We start from the raw sequence: 16,358 nt of genomic DNA, 5'->3' as shown, positions 1-16,358 counted from the left end.
TATCACCAAATACGAATTTCCGAACAAAATGATAGGAAAGTCCAGAAATCGGGAACAAAAAAACTATTCCTTTCTTTTGGATTCGGGTTGATAATCATAATCACAAGGGGTGCAGAGGACATCCTTAAATCCAAACACACAGAGGTGCAGAAATGAAAAAGAATTTAGTTTTGGCTGCTGTAATGGCAATGATGGTTCTTCCTACATTCGCGGCAAAATTGGTAAAAGTCGGAATTATCAACAATGACCCGAACGAATCAGGCTACCGCACTGCGAACGTCAACGACATGAAAAAGACATTCACAAAGAAGAACGGCTACAAACCGACTTTCTTCTACAGCCTTAAAAACGACGAGCAGATTGCCGCCGCACGCAAGATGGTTCAGGACGAAGTTGACTACCTTCTGATTTCCGCAGCAGGAACTTCAGGATGGACATCAGTTCTTAAGGACGCGCAGGATGCTGGAATCAAAGTAATTCTCTTTGACCGCACAATCGACGCTGACGAAAGCCTTTACGAAGCTTCAATCGTTTCAGACATGGCTCAGGAAGGAAAGACAGCCGTAAACTGGCTCGCAGGACAGAATCTCAAGGAATACAACATCATCCACATTCAGGGTGTCATGGGTTCAGCGGCACAGATCGGACGCTCAGGCGCGCTTGACGAGAAGGCAAAGGCAGAAAGCAACTGGAACATCGTTGCCCAGCAGACAGCTGAATGGAACGCCGAAAACGCACAGCAGATTGTTCAGGCTGTAATCGATTCAGGCAAAAAATTCAACGTAATCTACGCTGAAAACGACGACATGGCAAAAGGCGCGGTTGCTGCTCTTGACAAGGCGGGAATCTCTCACGGAGTGGGCAAAGATGTAATCGTAATGGGATTCGACTGCAACAAGTGGGCGCTTGAAGAGCTTCTTGCAAAAAGATGGAACTACGACGGCCAGTGCAATCCGTTCCAGGCAGCTTACATCGACGACATCATCAAGAACGGCGCAAAGGAAAAGACAGTCATCATGGACGAGAAAGGATTTGACGCCGCAACAATCACAAAGGCTGATGTCGCAAAATACGGTATCTAAGCGAAGTTATTACCGGATTCTTCGATAAACAACAGAAAAATTTGCTGGAGAATCCAATACCTTGGACACGGGGTTCGGATTACCTTGAAATCTGAATCCCGTGTTTTTTTTGGAGGCATAGCATGGAAGAAAAATCAGTTCTTGAAATGCGCGGAATACACAAAAAATTTCCCGGTGTATACGCATTGCAGAATATTGATTTTACTTTGCGTGAAGGCGAAATTCACGCTCTTATGGGAGAAAACGGAGCCGGAAAATCAACATTGATTAAGGTTCTGACAGGCGTACATCACAAGGATGAAGGCCATGTTTTTGTAAAAGGAATCGGAGCGGTCAACATCCGTTCCCCTCAGGATGCCCAGAACGCAGGCATCTCAACTGTTTATCAGGAAATAACTCTCTGCCACAATCTCACCGTAGCGGAGAATATGTATATAGGAAGAACAAAAGGCCCGTTCACAAGCTGGAAAAAGATGAATGAGGGAGCCGAAAAAATTCTAAAGGATCTTGACATTCCGTGCGAGGCCGAGCAGCAGCTTTCTAGCTGTTCAATCGCCGTGCAGCAGATGGTCGCAATCGCGCGAGCCGTTGACATGGATTGCAAAATTCTCATTCTTGACGAGCCGACTTCTTCCCTTGACGATCAGGAAGTCCAGAAGCTTTTCCGCCTTATGAGGAATCTGCGCGCAAAGGGAGTCGGAATAATTTTCGTTACCCACTTTCTTGAGCAGGTTTACGAAATCTGCGACAGAATCACCGTTCTGCGCGACGGACAGCTTGTGGGCGAATACGAAATCCGCGACCTTCCGCGCCTTGAGCTTGTATCAAAAATGCTCGGAAAATCAGTCGAGAATCTTGACAAGTCGTCCAAATCTGCAGAAGCTCCGGTATTCTCCGCGGATGAAGTTCCGGTCTACGAGGCGGAAAATCTTTCAAGCACGGGCGGCGTAAAACCGTTCAACTTCAGGATTTACAAGGGCGAGGTAAACGGATTCACAGGACTTCTCGGATCGGGAAGAAGCGAGAGCGTGCGCGCGATATTCGGTGCGGACAAAGTTCTCGGCGGAAAAATAAAAGTAAACGGAAAAAGCGTGAACATCACAAAACCGATTCATGCGATGAAAAACGGAATCAGCTATCTGCCTGAAGACAGAAAACGCGACGGCATAATCGGCGACCTTTCCGTGAGAGAAAACCTGATTCTTGCGCTTCAGGTGATGAGAGGCTTCTTCAAACCGTTCAGCCGGGCGGAACAGGAAAAACTTGCGGACGAATACATCAAGCTTCTTGAGATAAAGACAGCTTCCGCGGAAACTCCGATAAAATCCCTTTCGGGCGGAAACCAGCAGAAAGTTCTTCTTGCGCGCGCCTTGCTCTCAAATCCGCAGTATCTGATTCTTGACGAGCCTACACGCGGAATCGACATCGGAACAAAAACGGAAATTCAGGAGCTTGTTCTGAAGCTTGCGAAGGAAGGCAAGAGCGTTACGTTCATCTCATCAGAAATTGACGAGATGATTAGAACCTGCTCGCGTCTTATCGTCATGCGGGATCTCAAGCAGGTCGGAGAGCTTTCCGGCGATGACCTGAACCAAACAAAAATCATGGAAACTATCGCAGGAGGAGAAAAACAATGACTTCTAAAAAAATCACGGACTTCCTTCTTGGACTTGTAAAAAAGCAGATTTTCATTCCGATTGCGGCGCTGCTGATTCTTGTAATATTCAACCTTGCCGCAGATCCTTCATTCTTCAAGATTACGCTCGGTCAGAACAGCGAAGGCTTCCCTGTTCTTTCAGGCTATCTGATTACGATTTTGGACAACGCTTCAGAGCTTGTGATTCTTGCGATTGGAATGACGCTTGTAACGGCTGCTTCCGGCGGACAGGATATTTCCGTGGGAGCTGGAATTGCGATTGCAGGCTCGGTGATTCTGCGTGTTCTGTGCGGAACGGATGCGCGCCCTGAAACTCTTCAGGCTCCGATTTTTGTGGCGTTTCTTGTCGGCTGCATTGTGAGCATGGCGTTCGGCGGATTCAACGGCGTTCTTGTTTCATATTTCAAGATTCAGCCGATGGTCGCAACTCTGATTCTTTTTACAGCCGGACGTTCAATCGCCGCCTGGATTAACGACAACGCGCTTCCGATTGTTGTGGATCCGGTTTTCGGCTACTTCGGAAACTTTATTCCGGGAATTCCTGTTCCGACTCCGGTTTTCATCGCGATAATCTGCATAATAATCACGATGCTTGTTCTCAAATTCACGAACCTGGGGCTTTACACGCAGGCGGTGGGAATCAACAGCAACTCGTCAAGGCTGAACGGACTTGACCCTCAGTTCATCAAATTCATCACCTATGTGATTATGGGACTTTGCGTTGCGGTCGCCGGATTCATCAAAGTCTGCCGAATTTCTTCTATTAATTACTCCGTTATCGCAAAGGATATTGAAATGGATGCGATTCTTGCGGTCGCGCTCGGCGGAAATGCTTTGAGCGGCGGAAAATTCAATATGTGGGCTTCGATTCTCGGAGCTTACGTAATCCAGTTCCTTACGACAACGCTGTTCAAGTTCAATGTCGCTTCAACCGCGCTTCCGGCTTACAAGGCTGTCGTAGTCATCATTCTTGTTGTAATCAGCGCTCCGGTATTCCGCGAAAAAATGTCGCAGCTGGCAAAACAGATTTCCGGCGCAAGAAAACACGCTGTGGCGAATGGAGGCTGTTAAATGAATTTTCTAAATAAAAACAAGCAGAACGAAACTGCGCTTGCAAAAAGAAAACCGCTTTCAGACACGAATCTTCTTCTTGTGATTACGATTGCGGTTTTCGTGGCGATGTATCTTCTTGCGGTCATTTTTCTAGGTTCGGGATTCAGGAAGCCTCAAACTTTCTTCAACCTGCTGAACGAGAACGCTTCGCTCATAGTTCTTTCGTGCGCGCTTAGCCTTGTAATGATTACCGGTGGAATCGATATTTCCGTGGGAACTGTAACGGCTCTCGTCTGTATGTGCTGCGCTGTTCACTTGGACAAAAACGGCGGAACAATTGCGGGCGCGGTCGTTTACGCGCTGGTCATCGGAGTAAGCTTCGGTCTTGTGCAGGGATTCCTTGTCGCCTTCCTTGACATTCAGCCGTTCATCGTCTCGCTTGCGGGAATGTTCTTTGCAAAAGGAATGACGACAATCGTAAACGCGACTCAGTTCAACGTAAAGCATGAGGGATTCGTAAAGCTCATAGAAACAAGAATATACGTTCCTGGAATGGGCTCGGTGAACAAGGTCGGAAAATACATTCCGGCTTATGTGGAACCGGGCGTTCTCGTGGCGCTCCTTGTTGTTGTGATTCTTTTCCTTGTGCTCAGGTGGACAAAGCTCGGACGCAACTTCTATGCGGTGGGCGGAAACCAGCAGAGCGCGAATATGCTCGGAATCAATGTTCCGATGACAAAATTCCTTGCGCACTTCATCTGCTCGGTTCTTGCGGCAATCGGCGGATTCGTATACTTCATGCACGTAGGCTCAGCCTCTCCAAGCCATGCAAGCGGCTACGAAATGAACGCAATCGCATCTTCGATTATCGGCGGAACAATGCTCACGGGCGGAGTCGGAAACATCGCGGGAACGTTCTTCGGCGTGCTTTCACTTGCGACAATCAAGAACATCGTGTCCTCTCTCGGACTTGATGACGCCTGGTGGACAAACATCACGGTTGCCTTCATGATTTGTCTTTTCCTCCTGATTCAGAGCGTGGTTCTTTCAAGGAAGAATTCAAAGCAATAAACTTAAGTCTTTGACAAACCTGACGATTTGATACAAAATTACGGCTGCCCCTGAAAACTTGGAGCAGCCGTTTTTAAAAGCCTTGAAATGGCATTTTGATTTTTGTAAAAACAGATGAAAATAGACTTTGCCGGAGCATTTTACAAGAAAACCGAAGAATCCTCTTTTAAAATGAAATTTGTCTCAGGAACCAAGGAATGTGTTCTTCTTCATTTCTACAATCCCATGGTCATCACGCTGGACGGAAAACAGATTGAAACCCAGGCGAATGCGTGCATTCTTTACAGGCCCGGAACTCCGCAGATTTACTGGTGCAAGAACAACGAATTTGAAAACGACTACATAAAATTTCTTCCGGCGGATATGGCGTTTTTCAACGACTTTCAGATTCCGTTTGACGAGATTTTTTACGTGACCAACACGGACATAATCAGGCGCGAGATGACGGACATCACCTATTTTCTGACGGAACGCTACGAAAACCACGATCACGAGCTTTTAGACCGCCTGTGCAAGGTTCTGTCCAACCTCCAGAACAACCGGCTTTATCCGAGCATAAAAACAAAGCGCGAAAGTGAAACCCGCTTCAGGCTGAATCAGCTCAGAAAAAAAGTTTCGGAAAATCCTGAAAAATGGACAGTCGATCTTATGGCGGACAATTTCTTTCTTACGCGCTCGCATTTTTCAGTTTTATATAAGAAGACTTTCGGTGTCACGCCGCAGTCCGACATCCATTTTTTTGTGAACGAAAAAGCCCTCCGCCTCCTGAACACAACCGAACTCACAGTCCAGGAAATCTCCCAGAAATGCGGCTACAACGAATGTGAGAATTTCATCCGCGCCTTCAAAAAAATGAACGGAGTTTCCCCGCACCAGTACCGAAAACAGAAAGGGGAATAAAAAAAGCTTCCTTAAAAGTTTTCACTTCTAGGGAAGCTTTCGTTACGCAGATTTTACGCTGCTTTCAATTCTACTGGAGAAGAGAAAGAACGTTCTGTGAGCTCTGGTTTGCCTGTGCAAGCATCGCTGTTCCAGCCTGAGAAAGAACCTGGTTCTTTGTAAAGTCAACCATTTCCTTTGCCATGTCTGTATCGCGGATGCGGCTTTCAGAAGCCTGAAGGTTTTCTGCGCCAATATCAAGACCAACAACTGTCTTTTCAAGGCGATTCTGGTATGCACCAAGGTCTGCGCGCTGTTTGTTAATCTTCTTGATTGCTTCATCCAAAGTTCCGATTGCGCGGTTTGCTTCGTCTGGGCTTTCAAGAGTCATAATCTCTTCTGTTCCAACTGCACGGAGTCCAAGAGCAGCTGCGCTCATTGTTCCAATATATACCTGTGTGCGCTGATCCATGTTTGCGCCAATATGAAGCCACATAGAAGCTGTAACACTGTTTTCACCTGTTGGGCGTGCAAAGCGGCCAGTAAGCATGTTCATGCCGTTGAACTGTGCGCAAGAAGCAATGCGGTCAACTTCAGCGATGAGTGAAGAAACTTCAACCTGAATCTGCATGCGGTCTTCGTCAGTGTAAATTCCGTTGCTTGACTGAACTGCAAGCTCGCGGATGCGCTGAATAATGTCTTCAGTTTCCTGAAGGTATCCTTCTGTTGTCTGGATGAAAGAAATGCCGTTCTTTGCGTTTGTAGAAGCCTGATTCAATCCGCGAATCTGGGATCTCATTTTTTCTGAAACAGCAAGTCCAGAAGCATCATCACCGGCGCGGTTGATTTTCATTCCAGAAGAGAGTTTTTCCATGTTCTTCTGGTTGTTCAAATCAGTCAAACCCTGTGAACGCTGTGCAAACATTGCACTCATGTTGTGATTGATAACCATAATTTATCTCCTATGATCAAGATACTGGAGTTCTAAGCAAACATTTTGTGCCTGCTTCCCCTGCTTTGGGTTTACCACCCTATATTTTGATTGTCGGAGTTTGATTTTTTTACTTTAGATTTTTTTTAGATAAATTGCTATTTTTTTCCTTTGCAGCATGAATTGCAGCCAGTTACAATAACGTGTTTTTTCCCTTCAGTTTTATTAAAAAGCCGGGCAACAAGATGACCATCCGCAAGAGGAATTTCTTTATGGCAAACAGGACAAATTCTTTTTAATCCAGGCTCAACTCGTGGATAGCAATGCGGACAGCCGTTTATCGTGCAAAGCTGATCCGGAACATTCATAGGTCTGTAAACTCTGCTGACCAAATCTTCACCCGGAAGAAGAGAAGAACCGCAAATTGGACACGAAACCAAAAGTCCTTTTTTCTGTGCATTTTCACTGCGGATTTTTCTAGCTTTAAGTTCTGAATTTTTATTTTCCAAGGATTTAAATTTTATATAAAGATTCAGCAAAAAAATTATAAGCGCAAAAGCAGCAACGGCAATAAAATAAGTCAGCATAAAGGCATTATAAATTCTAAAAAATTTTATTTCAACAAAAAGCGGCGCAGCTACAGCAAAAGGTTGTTTTTGATAAAATCACATGATATAATCTGAACGGAAATAAAAATATGACAAAAGTATCTTCTGACTTGAAAGAAAAAATTCCTGTAAACGAACGGCAGCAGCGCGGAACTTCGCTTTTTCCGTTGCAGTACAATTTTTGCAATACAGAAAATCCGTACTACGACTTGTGGCTTCACTGGCATACAGAATTTGAGCTTATCCACATTCTTTCTGGAACTTACAATCTTTTTCTTGGCGACCACGAAATTGTTTTGAACAAAGGAGATTCCTGCATCATTCCCGGAAAAATTGTCCACGGAGACGCACCAGACAAAGGCGCAAGCAAATACGAATCCGCGGTTTTTGACATCGAGCTTTTGCGTCAGCATGGATTCAGCCCGGACAGTTTTATAAACGACATTATATTGGAAAATATTTCGCTGAAAAATTATATTCCGGCGGAACAAAAAGATATTTTCACAACAGTTGAATTTTTATTCGACACAATCCGCGAGCAAAGAGAAGGCTGGGACATAATTGCTTCCGGCGCGCTGATTGTTTTTTTTGGACTTTTAAAAAAGAATCATTTTTATTCTGAAAAGAAAATTCTTCCGGCGCAAAAAAGAGCCAGAAACAAAAAGCTTGACCTTGTTTTGGATTTTATAAAAAAGAACTACGGAAACGACATTTCGCTTGAGCAGCTTTCTGTGGCAGCCGGATTTTCTCCAAAATATTTTTGCCGCGTTTTTAAGGAAATGACAGGACGCTCTCCAGTTGAATATTTAAACTGGTTTAGAATCAGCAGAAGCTGCGCGCTTTTACGAGAATCCAACGACAAGCTTTTGAACATCGCTCAAAAATGCGGATTCAAAGATTTCAGCTACTTTATAAAAATGTTCCACAGATACAAAGGAATGACGCCGCTCAAATACAGAAACATGGAATTAAAGGCAAACAAAGCTTCAGAAACTGAATCCGCGCAAAAGGAAAATAAAATATGCTGAAAGACAAAACAATTTTAATCGGAGTTACAGGAAGCATTGCGGCATACAAAGCGGCAACTCTCGTAAGCATGCTTGTAAAAACAGGAGCTGAAGTCCGCGTGCTAATGACAAAAAACGCCACAAACATAATCAATCCGATTACATTTGAAACTTTAAGCGGACACAAATGCCTCATAGATACTTTTGATAGAAATTTTGAATTCAAAGTAAGCCACGTTTCACTTGCGCAAAAAGCGGACATTTTTTTAATCGCGCCGGCAACCGCAAACACAATCGCAAAAGTTGCAAACGGAATGGCAGACGATATGCTGACTTCTGTTTTTCTTGCAGCAAAATGTCCGAAGATAATTTGCCCTGCGATGAACACCGCAATGTACGAAAATCCAATAACGCAAGACAATCTTGAAAAATGCAAAAAGTTCGGATTTAAAATTCTTGAGCCGGAAACAGGACGTCTTGCCTGCGGTGAAAACGGAAAAGGAAAAATGCCCGAGCCTCAAGCAATATTTGAATTTATTGAAAATGAAATTTCATTTGAAAAAGATTTTCTAGGAAAAAAAATTCTTGTTACAGCCGGACCAACTCAGGAAGCAATAGATCCTGTTCGGTTTATCACAAACCATTCATCCGGAAAAATGGGCTATGCGATTGCAAAAATAGCGGCAGCAAGAGGCGCGCAAGTAACTTTAATTTCAGGACCAGCATCGCTTAATCCGCCGCAAAATGCAAAGACAATAAAAATCACCAGCGCAAAAGAAATGCTTGAAGCCGTAAAGGAAAATTCGCAGAATTCCGACATAATAATAAAATCCGCGGCAGTTGCAGATTTCCGCCCCCAAAATTTCAGCGCAGAAAAAATAAAAAAATCAGGCAAGGAGCTTTTTATAGAACTTGAACGCACGGACGACATTCTTGCTTTCCTTGGAAAAAATAAAAAACCGAATCAAATTCTCTGCGGATTTTCTATGGAAACTCAAAACTTAATTGAAAATTCCAAGAAGAAACTTTCAGCAAAAAATTTGGATTTAATCGTTGCAAATAATTTAAAAACTCCGGGCGCAGGATTTCAGACGGACACAAACCAAGCCACAATAATTTCAAAAGATTTTCAAAAAGAACTTCCGCTGATGCAAAAAGAAGAACTTGCAAGCCGCATACTTGATGAAATAAAATCACTTTTATAGAAGGAAAATTCATGGAAGAAAATTTTTCGCAGGCAATTGAAAAAACAAAAAGCATTTTGCACACAGACGAATTTATAAAATATTTCACATTTGAAAACATATTGAAAATTGCAATAAGCGTTGTTTCCGTCATAATTTTCTATATTGTCTATCGGCTAATAAAAAAATTCATAAGAAAAAAAGCGGCGGCAAAGCTTGAAAAAAACACAGCGGTTCTTGTAAACAAAGCCATAAGCTACAGTTTTTACGTTTTAATCGGAATGTACATTTTGGGACTTTTCGGAATCAACTTAAAAGCAATCTGGGGCGCGGCAGGAGTTGCGGGACTTGCAATCGGATTTGCGGCGCAAACAAGCGTCAGTAATTTTATAAGCGGACTTTTTGTGCTAGGCGAAAAATCCATGAAAATCGGCGACACAATTTCTGTAAGCGGAACAAACGGAACTGTAGAATCCGTAGGACTTTTAAGTGTAAAAATAAAAACGCTGGACAATCAGCTAGTAAGAATTCCAAACAGCAGCATAATAAATTCCGTGCTGACAAATTACAGTAGCTACAAAACTACAAGACAGACTTTTGAAATTCACATAAGCTACGAAGCCGACTTACAAAAGGCAATGCAAAGAATAAAAGAAATTGGTTTGAGCTGCCCGGCAGTTCTTAAGTCTCCGGAACCGCAAGTTTTTTATGACGGACTTGGAGGTTCCGCAAAATTAAAACTTATAGTCTGGATAAAAAATGAAGATTTAATTCAAGCCAAAAACTGCATTTTAACCGGCATTGTAAAAAACTTCAGGCAGGAAAATATAAAAATAATGTAAAGATTGAACTTTTTCTGCAATTTTTTTTATTCTGCGGATATATAATAAGCATGAAAAACTTTTTATTTATCTGCCCGGTCATTTTATTTTTTTCCTGCGAATTTTTCAGCTACACAGAAAATGAAAAATTCAGTCTTCCGTATTCTGGCGAATGGAGCGTAAAAACAAGCCGCCAGCCGGATTCAGAAGAAATATTTGTCATCGGAAGAAATTTTTACTCTGAAGTAAACAAAAACGAAGCTACAGCCTTGCTCGCCTATTCGCATTCAGATAAAAAAATTTACGGCGCAATCTATCCATACGGAAACAATTTGACTTATTTAGATGGATTTGCCGCGGAAGTTTTGTTTTCAATTTCAGCCGCCGCAGTGGATTCCGATTCATGCAAAAATGAATATCTTTCAAAATTCAACTGGCAAAAACTCATGGAAGAATGCCGCGTCTTTGAAGAAAATGTCTGGAAGCTTGACAAAGAAAGAATCATGAAAAAAATTTCTTCAGGCAATTTCAAAAAGAGTGATTTAAAACTATTGGAATGAAAAAGAATTCGTTGTATCATAAAATGGATTTTAAAATAAGGATTTAAAATGAAAAAAATATTTTTCAAAATTTTCATCGCGGCAAATTTAATATTTCTGTTTTCTTGTGCTGAAAAAAATAAAACTGCCGCAACTGAATTGCCGACTGTAAAAATCCATAACTGGTACTATTTTTCAAATGAAGGATTTCAAAAAATCGATTTGCCGCAAAACGCTCCAGAAGTTTACGAAAAGCCTTGGACAGAATCGGTGCGGATAACAAGCGCGGCAAGTTTAGTAAATTTGGAAAATAAAAGTTCCGAATTTTCTGCATTCGCCTTGGTCAACAAAAAAGGACTTATTTGCTTTAACGACGACAAAATAGAACTTTACTGCGACAATTCAATTTTTTTGCCGGACACAGCGGACACTTTGGTTTTCAGCGACGGAAAGCCAGTTTTTTACTTGTACAGAAGCAGTTTTTTTAATTCAGACTTAAACCAAAGCACAATTCACAGCACGCGGCCTTTTCTAGTTGAATTCGCGCCAGACTCAAAACTTTTTTATCCAATAGTTTCCTATTCAAATTTAAATCTTAAAGATGAAGATCAAATTACAGGATATTTTTGGGACGGAAAAACTTGGGCTTGCTCTGCAAAAAAAACGTTAAAAAACGGCGTTGAATTTTCATACTTCTGCTGGCAGCCTTTAGTTCCGTTGACAGAAGCCTGCCCTGCGCTCGGACAAGAAATTTTTAAGTTCAATCCATTGACGGAAGACGGCTACAAAAAAATGATTCTGCCCAAACTTTTTGAAGAATCGCCAGAAGAACTAAAATCGCTGCTTGCCTCCATTCCCGAAGAATTTTCATTTTATATTTCATGGAAAAATCCATCTGGAACAAGTCCCGAAAACTACAGTCACATTGGAACATCCGACAATTTTTTGAGCGCGCACGCAGGATTTTCATCTGGAAAAAAATACGTAACGGCAGTTTTTTCAGACGGCACAACTTACATAAAAAAATCATCAGAAAATTCTATAAAAGCATTCAGGCTTCCGCTTTTGCCAAAAGGATTTTCTTATGGCGAAATGGCAGTTTCTGGAGACACGCTTTACGTCGCCTGGGAAGAAAGTTCTTTTTTCAAAACTGCAAGAGCCGGCTTTATCAGCGTAAATTTAAAGGAAATAATAAATTAATAGCGGACTAAGTTCGGAACTTTTGAAAACGGAGCTGGCTTTATGTAAAGATATTTCAGCGGATGAATGTCAAGTCCGTTTACTTTCCAGCCGCCAATTTCGTCAGTATTAACAAGATGCGCGCTTACAGGATGCGAAACAGGAATTAGAACACTTTCATCCAAAAGAATTTGTTCAGCCTGCGCCATAAGTTTGTAACGCTCGGAAATATTGTCAATCCGCGTAGCTTCTTGCAAAAGTGAATCGTAAGTTTCGTTTTTAAATCCAGAAACATTCAGCGAAGAATTTCCGCGGAAAAGCTCAAGAAATGCCAGAGGATCCGCAAAGTCGCCAATCCAAGAATAATAGAACAAGTCTGCTTTCCAAGACGGAATCGAAGCGTTGTATCTGTCAAAACTTGTTGTCTGAATTTTAAAATCCACGCCAAGTGATTCCCAGGCATTTTTCAAAATCTGCGCGCACTCTGAAAGATAACCATCTCCAGTCGAAGCAAAAAGCAAAGTCAGTTTTTCTTCCTGCGGAATTCCATTTTTCTGCCGCGCTTCATTCATCATTTTTAAAGCGTCATTTTCATCATAATCAGAAATTCCTGCGACTTCAGGATAGCCCGGCAAAGGATAAATAAAAGTTTCAGCCTTTATATTGAATTTTTCACGCAACTTGTCATAAGGAATCGCTTCAAGCAGCGCATCGCGGAATTCTTTTTTTGCCCAGACATTGTCTTGTTTTTTAAAGAAAAAATAAACAGTTCCAAATTCCGTGCCAATCAAAAGTTTTGACTTGTCGATTATTTTTGCGGCTTCGGCATTTCCCATAATCCAGTCGATTTCGCCATTGTTGAATTTGTGGGAATTTTCAGAATAATCATCGCTTAAAGAAATTTTTATTTCAGGAATTTTTACATTTTCGGAATCCCAGTAAAATTCATTTTTCTTAATCAGAATTTCATTTCCGTCGTAAGATTCAAGCACAAAAGCTCCGCTGAAAGCATTTTTATTTTCACTTACAACACTGAAAGCATGATGGCACAAAATTTTCGGAAGATGGCCAGCCGGCTCAGTCAAATGAACAACAACTGTAAAATCATCTCTCGCATCGATTCTTACATCCTGCGCAGAAATTTTTCCCTGCCTGAAATCAGACGCGCCTTCTATGCAGTCCAAAAGCGAAGCAAACGGAGCGTTCGGAGTTTCCAAAAGTGAAATCCAAGAATTTCTTACATCGTTTGCAGTAATCAAAGTTCCATCGCTGAATTTCGCATCGTTGCGCAAAGAAAATGTCCAGCGTTTTTTATCACGCGAAATTTTATATGACGAGCAAATCGCAGGCAAAGGCGCAAGATTCACAGGATCATAAGAAAAAAGCCCTTCGTACAAGCCGGTAAAAAGCTGAGCTTCGGCAGTAAAAGCGGCCGTATGCGGATTCATGTCATAAGAATGAAGCGGCGCGCAAATATTTACTCTGCGCTGTTTAGGCAAATCCTGCGCAAAGGAAAATGCGCCAAGACAAAAGAAAATTATCGCTGCAAAAACTTTTTTCAAATTAAACCTCGACAAAACTCATGAAATTCCAAGTTTTTTCATCTGTTCCTGCTCTTCAACATAGGAAAGATATTCTGCCCGCTTCTGGTTGAATTTGACAACAATATTTTTAATTGTCATAAGCTCCATTGACAAGCCTTTGATTCTTGAGCGGTCAACAGTTTTTGAAGTGTTCTTGAAAAATTCATCAAGTCCATAAAGCTGCGCAAAAATATGATTGTTCTCAACCATCTGCTTGTTCAAATATTCAAGAATCGCGGAATCATTCTGGTTGTCGGCTTTTTTATATCCGGGCGAATTCGGACTGCTAAACGAAGCGTAAACTCGTGTTTTTTTCTGAAGAGTTGCATAAAATTCGTTGTATTTTATTGTTTCCTTTTTTTTTGTGTCAGTGCGCTTGTCAGTAATAAGAATATCGTAAGAAACAGGCGGCTCTTCCAATCCGAAAATATTTCTCAAAAATCTAAGAATCGCATCTTTTAAAGTTTTCTTTTCACTCTGAAGAATTTCATGGTTCAAGTTGACTTTTTCAGCAATCGCATTGAACTGTTCGCCAGTTGAAGCCAAAATCCGCAAAGCGTCCATTATAATTGCGTGAGTGTCAATTGTGGACTTTTTTTCTTCCTGAGATTCTTTTACTTTCAATCTTTCGTACAAGGAATTCTGAAGTTTTTCTTTTTCCGGCGAAGTTTCCTCCGCAACCAATTCTGAAACAAGCTCATTATTAAAAGATTTTCCCGGAAAGCAAGATGGAAAAAGCCGTTTTATTTCACCAAGCAATGCGCCCGAAGAAGCAAACGCCTTTTCCTTGTCAAACGACGGATTTGCAAAGACTTTTTTTCTGATTTCAATTTTATAACGTTCACGCTGAAAATCCGCAAGATTCTTCAAGCCGCTATCAATTTCAGCCATCGCAGTTTGCGTTTTTGCAACACTGTCTTTTAGAAGACTTTGAACAATTGGCTGAACTCCGCTTTTAAGTTCATTCATTGCAATTGCAAGCGCGCGCGTATTCGGCCGAGTTGAATTAACGCTCAAGTTTGCCCAAGAAAAAGTATTGTTCAGCTCAAGCATTTTTTTAATTTTTCCGTTGTCAAGCTGCGAAACAGAAAACTTCATAAAGTTACAAACATAATCCAGCATCGTTTCATACTGGCTGAGCCTTATTCCAAGAACAATTGAACGCTCGTTATCTGCAAAAGATGAAGTTTCAGGCAAGGAAATTGAAGTAATGCGGCTGTCGTTTTTATACGGATCTGGAACAACCAAAGATCTTTTTACAAGATTATCAAAAATATTCCTCAAGCAGGAAAAATGAAGCCTATAATCTTCCAAAAGCTTAGGAAGCTCAACATTATCAAACCATTGCTCCCGCTCTTCTGCAGCTGAAATAATTTTCTGATTAAAATTTTCATTCTCGGTCATATTTTTTTCCATAAGATATTAGCACAGCGGAGCAAAAGGAGCAATTCCAATTAAAAGACTTTTTTCCGCAGAATTACCTTACAACGCTGATAAACATTTTCTTTTAAATTTCGGAAAAAAATAACCGTTACTTAATAAAGTTTTTTTGCTCACAAACGATTTATTAAGCAAGCCGTGTCTTTTCCACATTTTCATGCTGAACTTCAAGAATGTCCATGATTTTATCTATCATTTTCTGCTTAGGATCAGGCTCGTTTTCTGGCAAAGTCGAAAGATATTCACTGCGGAATTTTTTACATTCAATAACAGGACTTGAAGTGAACACAAGTTTATCCGGACCAACAAAATCGCTCAGCATATCTTCTTTTCCGTCTTGAATTTCAAGAATTGAGCCGTTTATGCTTACGCAAATTGCAATGTCAAACAAACGAAGATAACTATCAATTTCCCTTAAACCGCGTTTTGTTTCTGGATGTCCCGGACGGTATCTTGTTCCCGACGGAAAAACCAAAATAACTTCGCCGCGTTTTTTGCAGTCGTCCATTGCGCGCATTGCAGCCAAATTGATTTTTCTTGCCTTGAGCATTTCTTCCTTTGCTTCTTCTTCAGACTGAGCCTTTTCTTCATTTTTTGTGAGGCTTCTAGTAGGATAAATTACAACTCTCGTGAAACTTTCAGCGAACGCACGGACAATTGGATTGTCTTCATTCAATTTCATGCCTGCAATTGCAACTGTCCGTTTTGAAAGATCAGCCAAATCAGAATTTCCGCTGTGCTCAAGCATATAAAGCAACGCCGGCAAATCTGTATTTGAATAATGCTCCATTAAAATCAGTCCGCTTTTTCCTGATTTCACCTGATTATAAAAATCCAAAAAATTTTCAACGTTTCCCAAATGACTTTCTGGCAAAAGATTGTCTTCAACCAATTTATCCATCAGTTTTCTATTTTTTGGGTTTGCAAGCTGATAAACATTCGAGCTGTCAATTTTAGCAGCGGCAACAGAATTCAATGAAAGGGCTTTAAAAAAGTCAGCATAAGCTTCACGGATAGTTTTCTTTTCCATGGAATAACCTCTAAGAAAAATAAAAAAGTGATTTTATATTTTAAATGCAAAATGGGAGTATGTCAACAAAAGGATGCAGGAAGCCGCCAGAAGAACTCGATGGAAACTCTCCTGCGGAAAATCCTGCGCGCAGCAAAAAAAAGAGCCACCCGCGCTTGGCGGGAGGCCCTATGAAGAGAGTATGGAAAAAGCCGGCCGCGTCCTAGTTTCCCGCCAGTGGCAGTATCATCGGCGCAGGGGAGCTTGGCTTCCGTGTTCGGGATGGGAACGGGCATGTCCTCCCCGCCATGGCGG

The 16,358-nt window shown here is 41.6% G+C and carries 15 protein-coding genes and 1 rRNA gene; 10 read left to right on the top strand and 6 right to left on the bottom strand.

Annotated features, from left to right (window positions below; translation table 11 throughout):
- The first annotated feature begins 152 nt into the window (after nucleotides 1-152).
- From Q0H92_RS10665 to Q0H92_RS10645, 5 genes are all read left to right on the top strand, one after another.
- The gene (locus Q0H92_RS10665; RefSeq protein ID WP_296014791.1) at nucleotides 153-1,082 is read left to right on the top strand and encodes an ABC transporter substrate-binding protein; all 930 of its coding nucleotides are present in this window, start codon (nucleotides 153-155) and stop codon (nucleotides 1,080-1,082) included.
- Between the two features lie 122 nt (nucleotides 1,083-1,204).
- The gene (locus Q0H92_RS10660; protein ID WP_296014790.1) at nucleotides 1,205-2,719 is read left to right on the top strand and encodes a sugar ABC transporter ATP-binding protein; all 1,515 of its coding nucleotides are present in this window, start codon (nucleotides 1,205-1,207) and stop codon (nucleotides 2,717-2,719) included.
- Entirely contained in the window at nucleotides 2,716-3,810 is a 1,095-nt protein-coding gene (locus Q0H92_RS10655) for an ABC transporter permease (RefSeq protein ID WP_296014789.1), read from the top strand. The genes Q0H92_RS10660 and Q0H92_RS10655 overlap by 4 nt, the downstream gene beginning before the upstream one ends.
- Nucleotides 3,811-4,863, top strand: a complete 1,053-nt coding sequence (locus tag Q0H92_RS10650) for a sugar ABC transporter permease YjfF (RefSeq protein ID WP_296014787.1) — start codon at nucleotides 3,811-3,813, stop codon at nucleotides 4,861-4,863.
- Between the two features lie 114 nt (nucleotides 4,864-4,977).
- Nucleotides 4,978-5,763: an AraC family transcriptional regulator gene (locus Q0H92_RS10645; RefSeq protein ID WP_296014786.1), complete on the top strand. Its 786-nt coding sequence runs from the start codon at nucleotides 4,978-4,980 to the stop codon at nucleotides 5,761-5,763.
- A gap of 70 nt (nucleotides 5,764-5,833) precedes the next feature.
- Here the strand turns inward: Q0H92_RS10645 and Q0H92_RS10640 are convergent, their stop codons facing one another.
- Both Q0H92_RS10640 and Q0H92_RS10635 read right to left on the bottom strand, forming a co-directional pair.
- On the bottom strand, nucleotides 5,834-6,694 hold the full coding sequence (locus Q0H92_RS10640) for a flagellin (protein WP_273355447.1): 861 nt from the start codon (nucleotides 6,692-6,694) through the stop codon (nucleotides 5,834-5,836).
- Nucleotides 6,695-6,831: 137 nt separating this feature from the next.
- Nucleotides 6,832-7,260, bottom strand: a complete 429-nt coding sequence (locus tag Q0H92_RS10635; protein ID WP_296014785.1) for a hypothetical protein — start codon at nucleotides 7,258-7,260, stop codon at nucleotides 6,832-6,834.
- A 110-nt stretch (nucleotides 7,261-7,370) separates the two neighbouring features.
- On the opposite strand from Q0H92_RS10635, the gene Q0H92_RS10630 reads away from it, so the two are divergent.
- Genes Q0H92_RS10630 through Q0H92_RS10610 form a run of 5 tightly spaced genes read left to right on the top strand, consistent with a single transcriptional unit; the run spans nucleotide 7,371 to nucleotide 12,032 of the window.
- Nucleotides 7,371-8,309: an AraC family transcriptional regulator gene (locus Q0H92_RS10630; RefSeq protein WP_296014784.1), complete on the top strand. Its 939-nt coding sequence runs from the start codon at nucleotides 7,371-7,373 to the stop codon at nucleotides 8,307-8,309.
- A complete protein-coding gene (gene coaBC, locus Q0H92_RS10625; RefSeq protein WP_296014782.1) occupies nucleotides 8,303-9,493 on the top strand; it encodes a bifunctional phosphopantothenoylcysteine decarboxylase/phosphopantothenate--cysteine ligase CoaBC in 1,191 nt (396 codons plus the stop codon). The genes Q0H92_RS10630 and coaBC overlap by 7 nt, the downstream gene beginning before the upstream one ends.
- 11 nt (nucleotides 9,494-9,504) lie before the next feature.
- On the top strand, nucleotides 9,505-10,314 hold the full coding sequence (locus Q0H92_RS10620; RefSeq protein ID WP_296014781.1) for a mechanosensitive ion channel family protein: 810 nt from the start codon (nucleotides 9,505-9,507) through the stop codon (nucleotides 10,312-10,314).
- Between the two features lie 50 nt (nucleotides 10,315-10,364).
- Entirely contained in the window at nucleotides 10,365-10,853 is a 489-nt protein-coding gene (locus tag Q0H92_RS10615) for a hypothetical protein (RefSeq protein ID WP_296014780.1), read from the top strand.
- 48 nt (nucleotides 10,854-10,901) lie between these two features.
- A complete protein-coding gene (locus Q0H92_RS10610) occupies nucleotides 10,902-12,032 on the top strand; it encodes a hypothetical protein (protein WP_296014779.1) in 1,131 nt (376 codons plus the stop codon).
- On the opposite strand, the gene Q0H92_RS10605 is transcribed toward Q0H92_RS10610, so the two are convergent.
- The 4 genes from Q0H92_RS10605 to rrf all read right to left on the bottom strand — a co-directional run.
- Nucleotides 12,029-13,573 carry a peptide ABC transporter substrate-binding protein gene (locus Q0H92_RS10605; protein WP_296014777.1) on the bottom strand — a complete coding sequence of 515 codons (1,545 nt, stop codon included), beginning with the start codon at nucleotides 13,571-13,573 and terminating at the stop codon, nucleotides 12,029-12,031. The genes Q0H92_RS10610 and Q0H92_RS10605 overlap by 4 nt on opposite strands.
- Before the next feature lie 18 nt (nucleotides 13,574-13,591).
- Nucleotides 13,592-14,998, bottom strand: coding sequence for a hypothetical protein (locus tag Q0H92_RS10600; protein ID WP_296014776.1), 1,407 nt, complete (start codon nucleotides 14,996-14,998; stop codon nucleotides 13,592-13,594).
- Nucleotides 14,999-15,161: 163 nt separating this feature from the next.
- Nucleotides 15,162-16,064: a 1-acyl-sn-glycerol-3-phosphate acyltransferase gene (locus tag Q0H92_RS10595; RefSeq protein ID WP_296014774.1), complete on the bottom strand. Its 903-nt coding sequence runs from the start codon at nucleotides 16,062-16,064 to the stop codon at nucleotides 15,162-15,164.
- 189 nt (nucleotides 16,065-16,253) lie between these two features.
- Nucleotides 16,254-16,358 (bottom strand): 5S ribosomal RNA (rrf, locus tag Q0H92_RS10590); the annotation flags it as partial.

This window comes from uncultured Treponema sp., assembly GCF_934725225.1.
Taxonomy (GTDB): Bacteria; Spirochaetota; Spirochaetia; order Treponematales; family Treponemataceae; genus Treponema_D.
Note: the sequence above shows the minus strand (reverse complement) of the source record. Positions and strands in the feature narration are given on the sequence as shown.

Excerpts from the sequence above, each read along its gene's own strand:
- Q0H92_RS10610 (WP_296014779.1), top strand. The coding sequence starts at position 10,902 with ATGAAAAAAATATTTTTCAAAATTTTCATCGCGGCAAATTTAATATTT.
- Q0H92_RS10660 (WP_296014790.1), top strand. The coding sequence starts at position 1,205 with ATGGAAGAAAAATCAGTTCTTGAAATGCGCGGAATACACAAAAAATTT.
- Q0H92_RS10620 (WP_296014781.1), top strand. The coding sequence starts at position 9,505 with ATGGAAGAAAATTTTTCGCAGGCAATTGAAAAAACAAAAAGCATTTTG.
- Q0H92_RS10645 (WP_296014786.1), top strand. The coding sequence starts at position 4,978 with ATGAAAATAGACTTTGCCGGAGCATTTTACAAGAAAACCGAAGAATCC.
- Q0H92_RS10655 (WP_296014789.1), top strand. The coding sequence starts at position 2,716 with ATGACTTCTAAAAAAATCACGGACTTCCTTCTTGGACTTGTAAAAAAG.
- Q0H92_RS10615 (WP_296014780.1), top strand. The coding sequence starts at position 10,365 with ATGAAAAACTTTTTATTTATCTGCCCGGTCATTTTATTTTTTTCCTGC.
- Q0H92_RS10640 (WP_273355447.1), bottom strand. The coding sequence starts at position 6,694 with ATGGTTATCAATCACAACATGAGTGCAATGTTTGCACAGCGTTCACAG.
- coaBC (WP_296014782.1), top strand. The coding sequence starts at position 8,303 with ATGCTGAAAGACAAAACAATTTTAATCGGAGTTACAGGAAGCATTGCG.
- Q0H92_RS10600 (WP_296014776.1), bottom strand. The coding sequence starts at position 14,998 with ATGACCGAGAATGAAAATTTTAATCAGAAAATTATTTCAGCTGCAGAA.
- Q0H92_RS10630 (WP_296014784.1), top strand. The coding sequence starts at position 7,371 with ATGACAAAAGTATCTTCTGACTTGAAAGAAAAAATTCCTGTAAACGAA.
- Q0H92_RS10665 (WP_296014791.1), top strand. The coding sequence starts at position 153 with ATGAAAAAGAATTTAGTTTTGGCTGCTGTAATGGCAATGATGGTTCTT.
- Q0H92_RS10635 (WP_296014785.1), bottom strand. The coding sequence starts at position 7,260 with ATGCTGACTTATTTTATTGCCGTTGCTGCTTTTGCGCTTATAATTTTT.
- Q0H92_RS10595 (WP_296014774.1), bottom strand. The coding sequence starts at position 16,064 with ATGGAAAAGAAAACTATCCGTGAAGCTTATGCTGACTTTTTTAAAGCC.
- Q0H92_RS10650 (WP_296014787.1), top strand. The coding sequence starts at position 3,811 with ATGAATTTTCTAAATAAAAACAAGCAGAACGAAACTGCGCTTGCAAAA.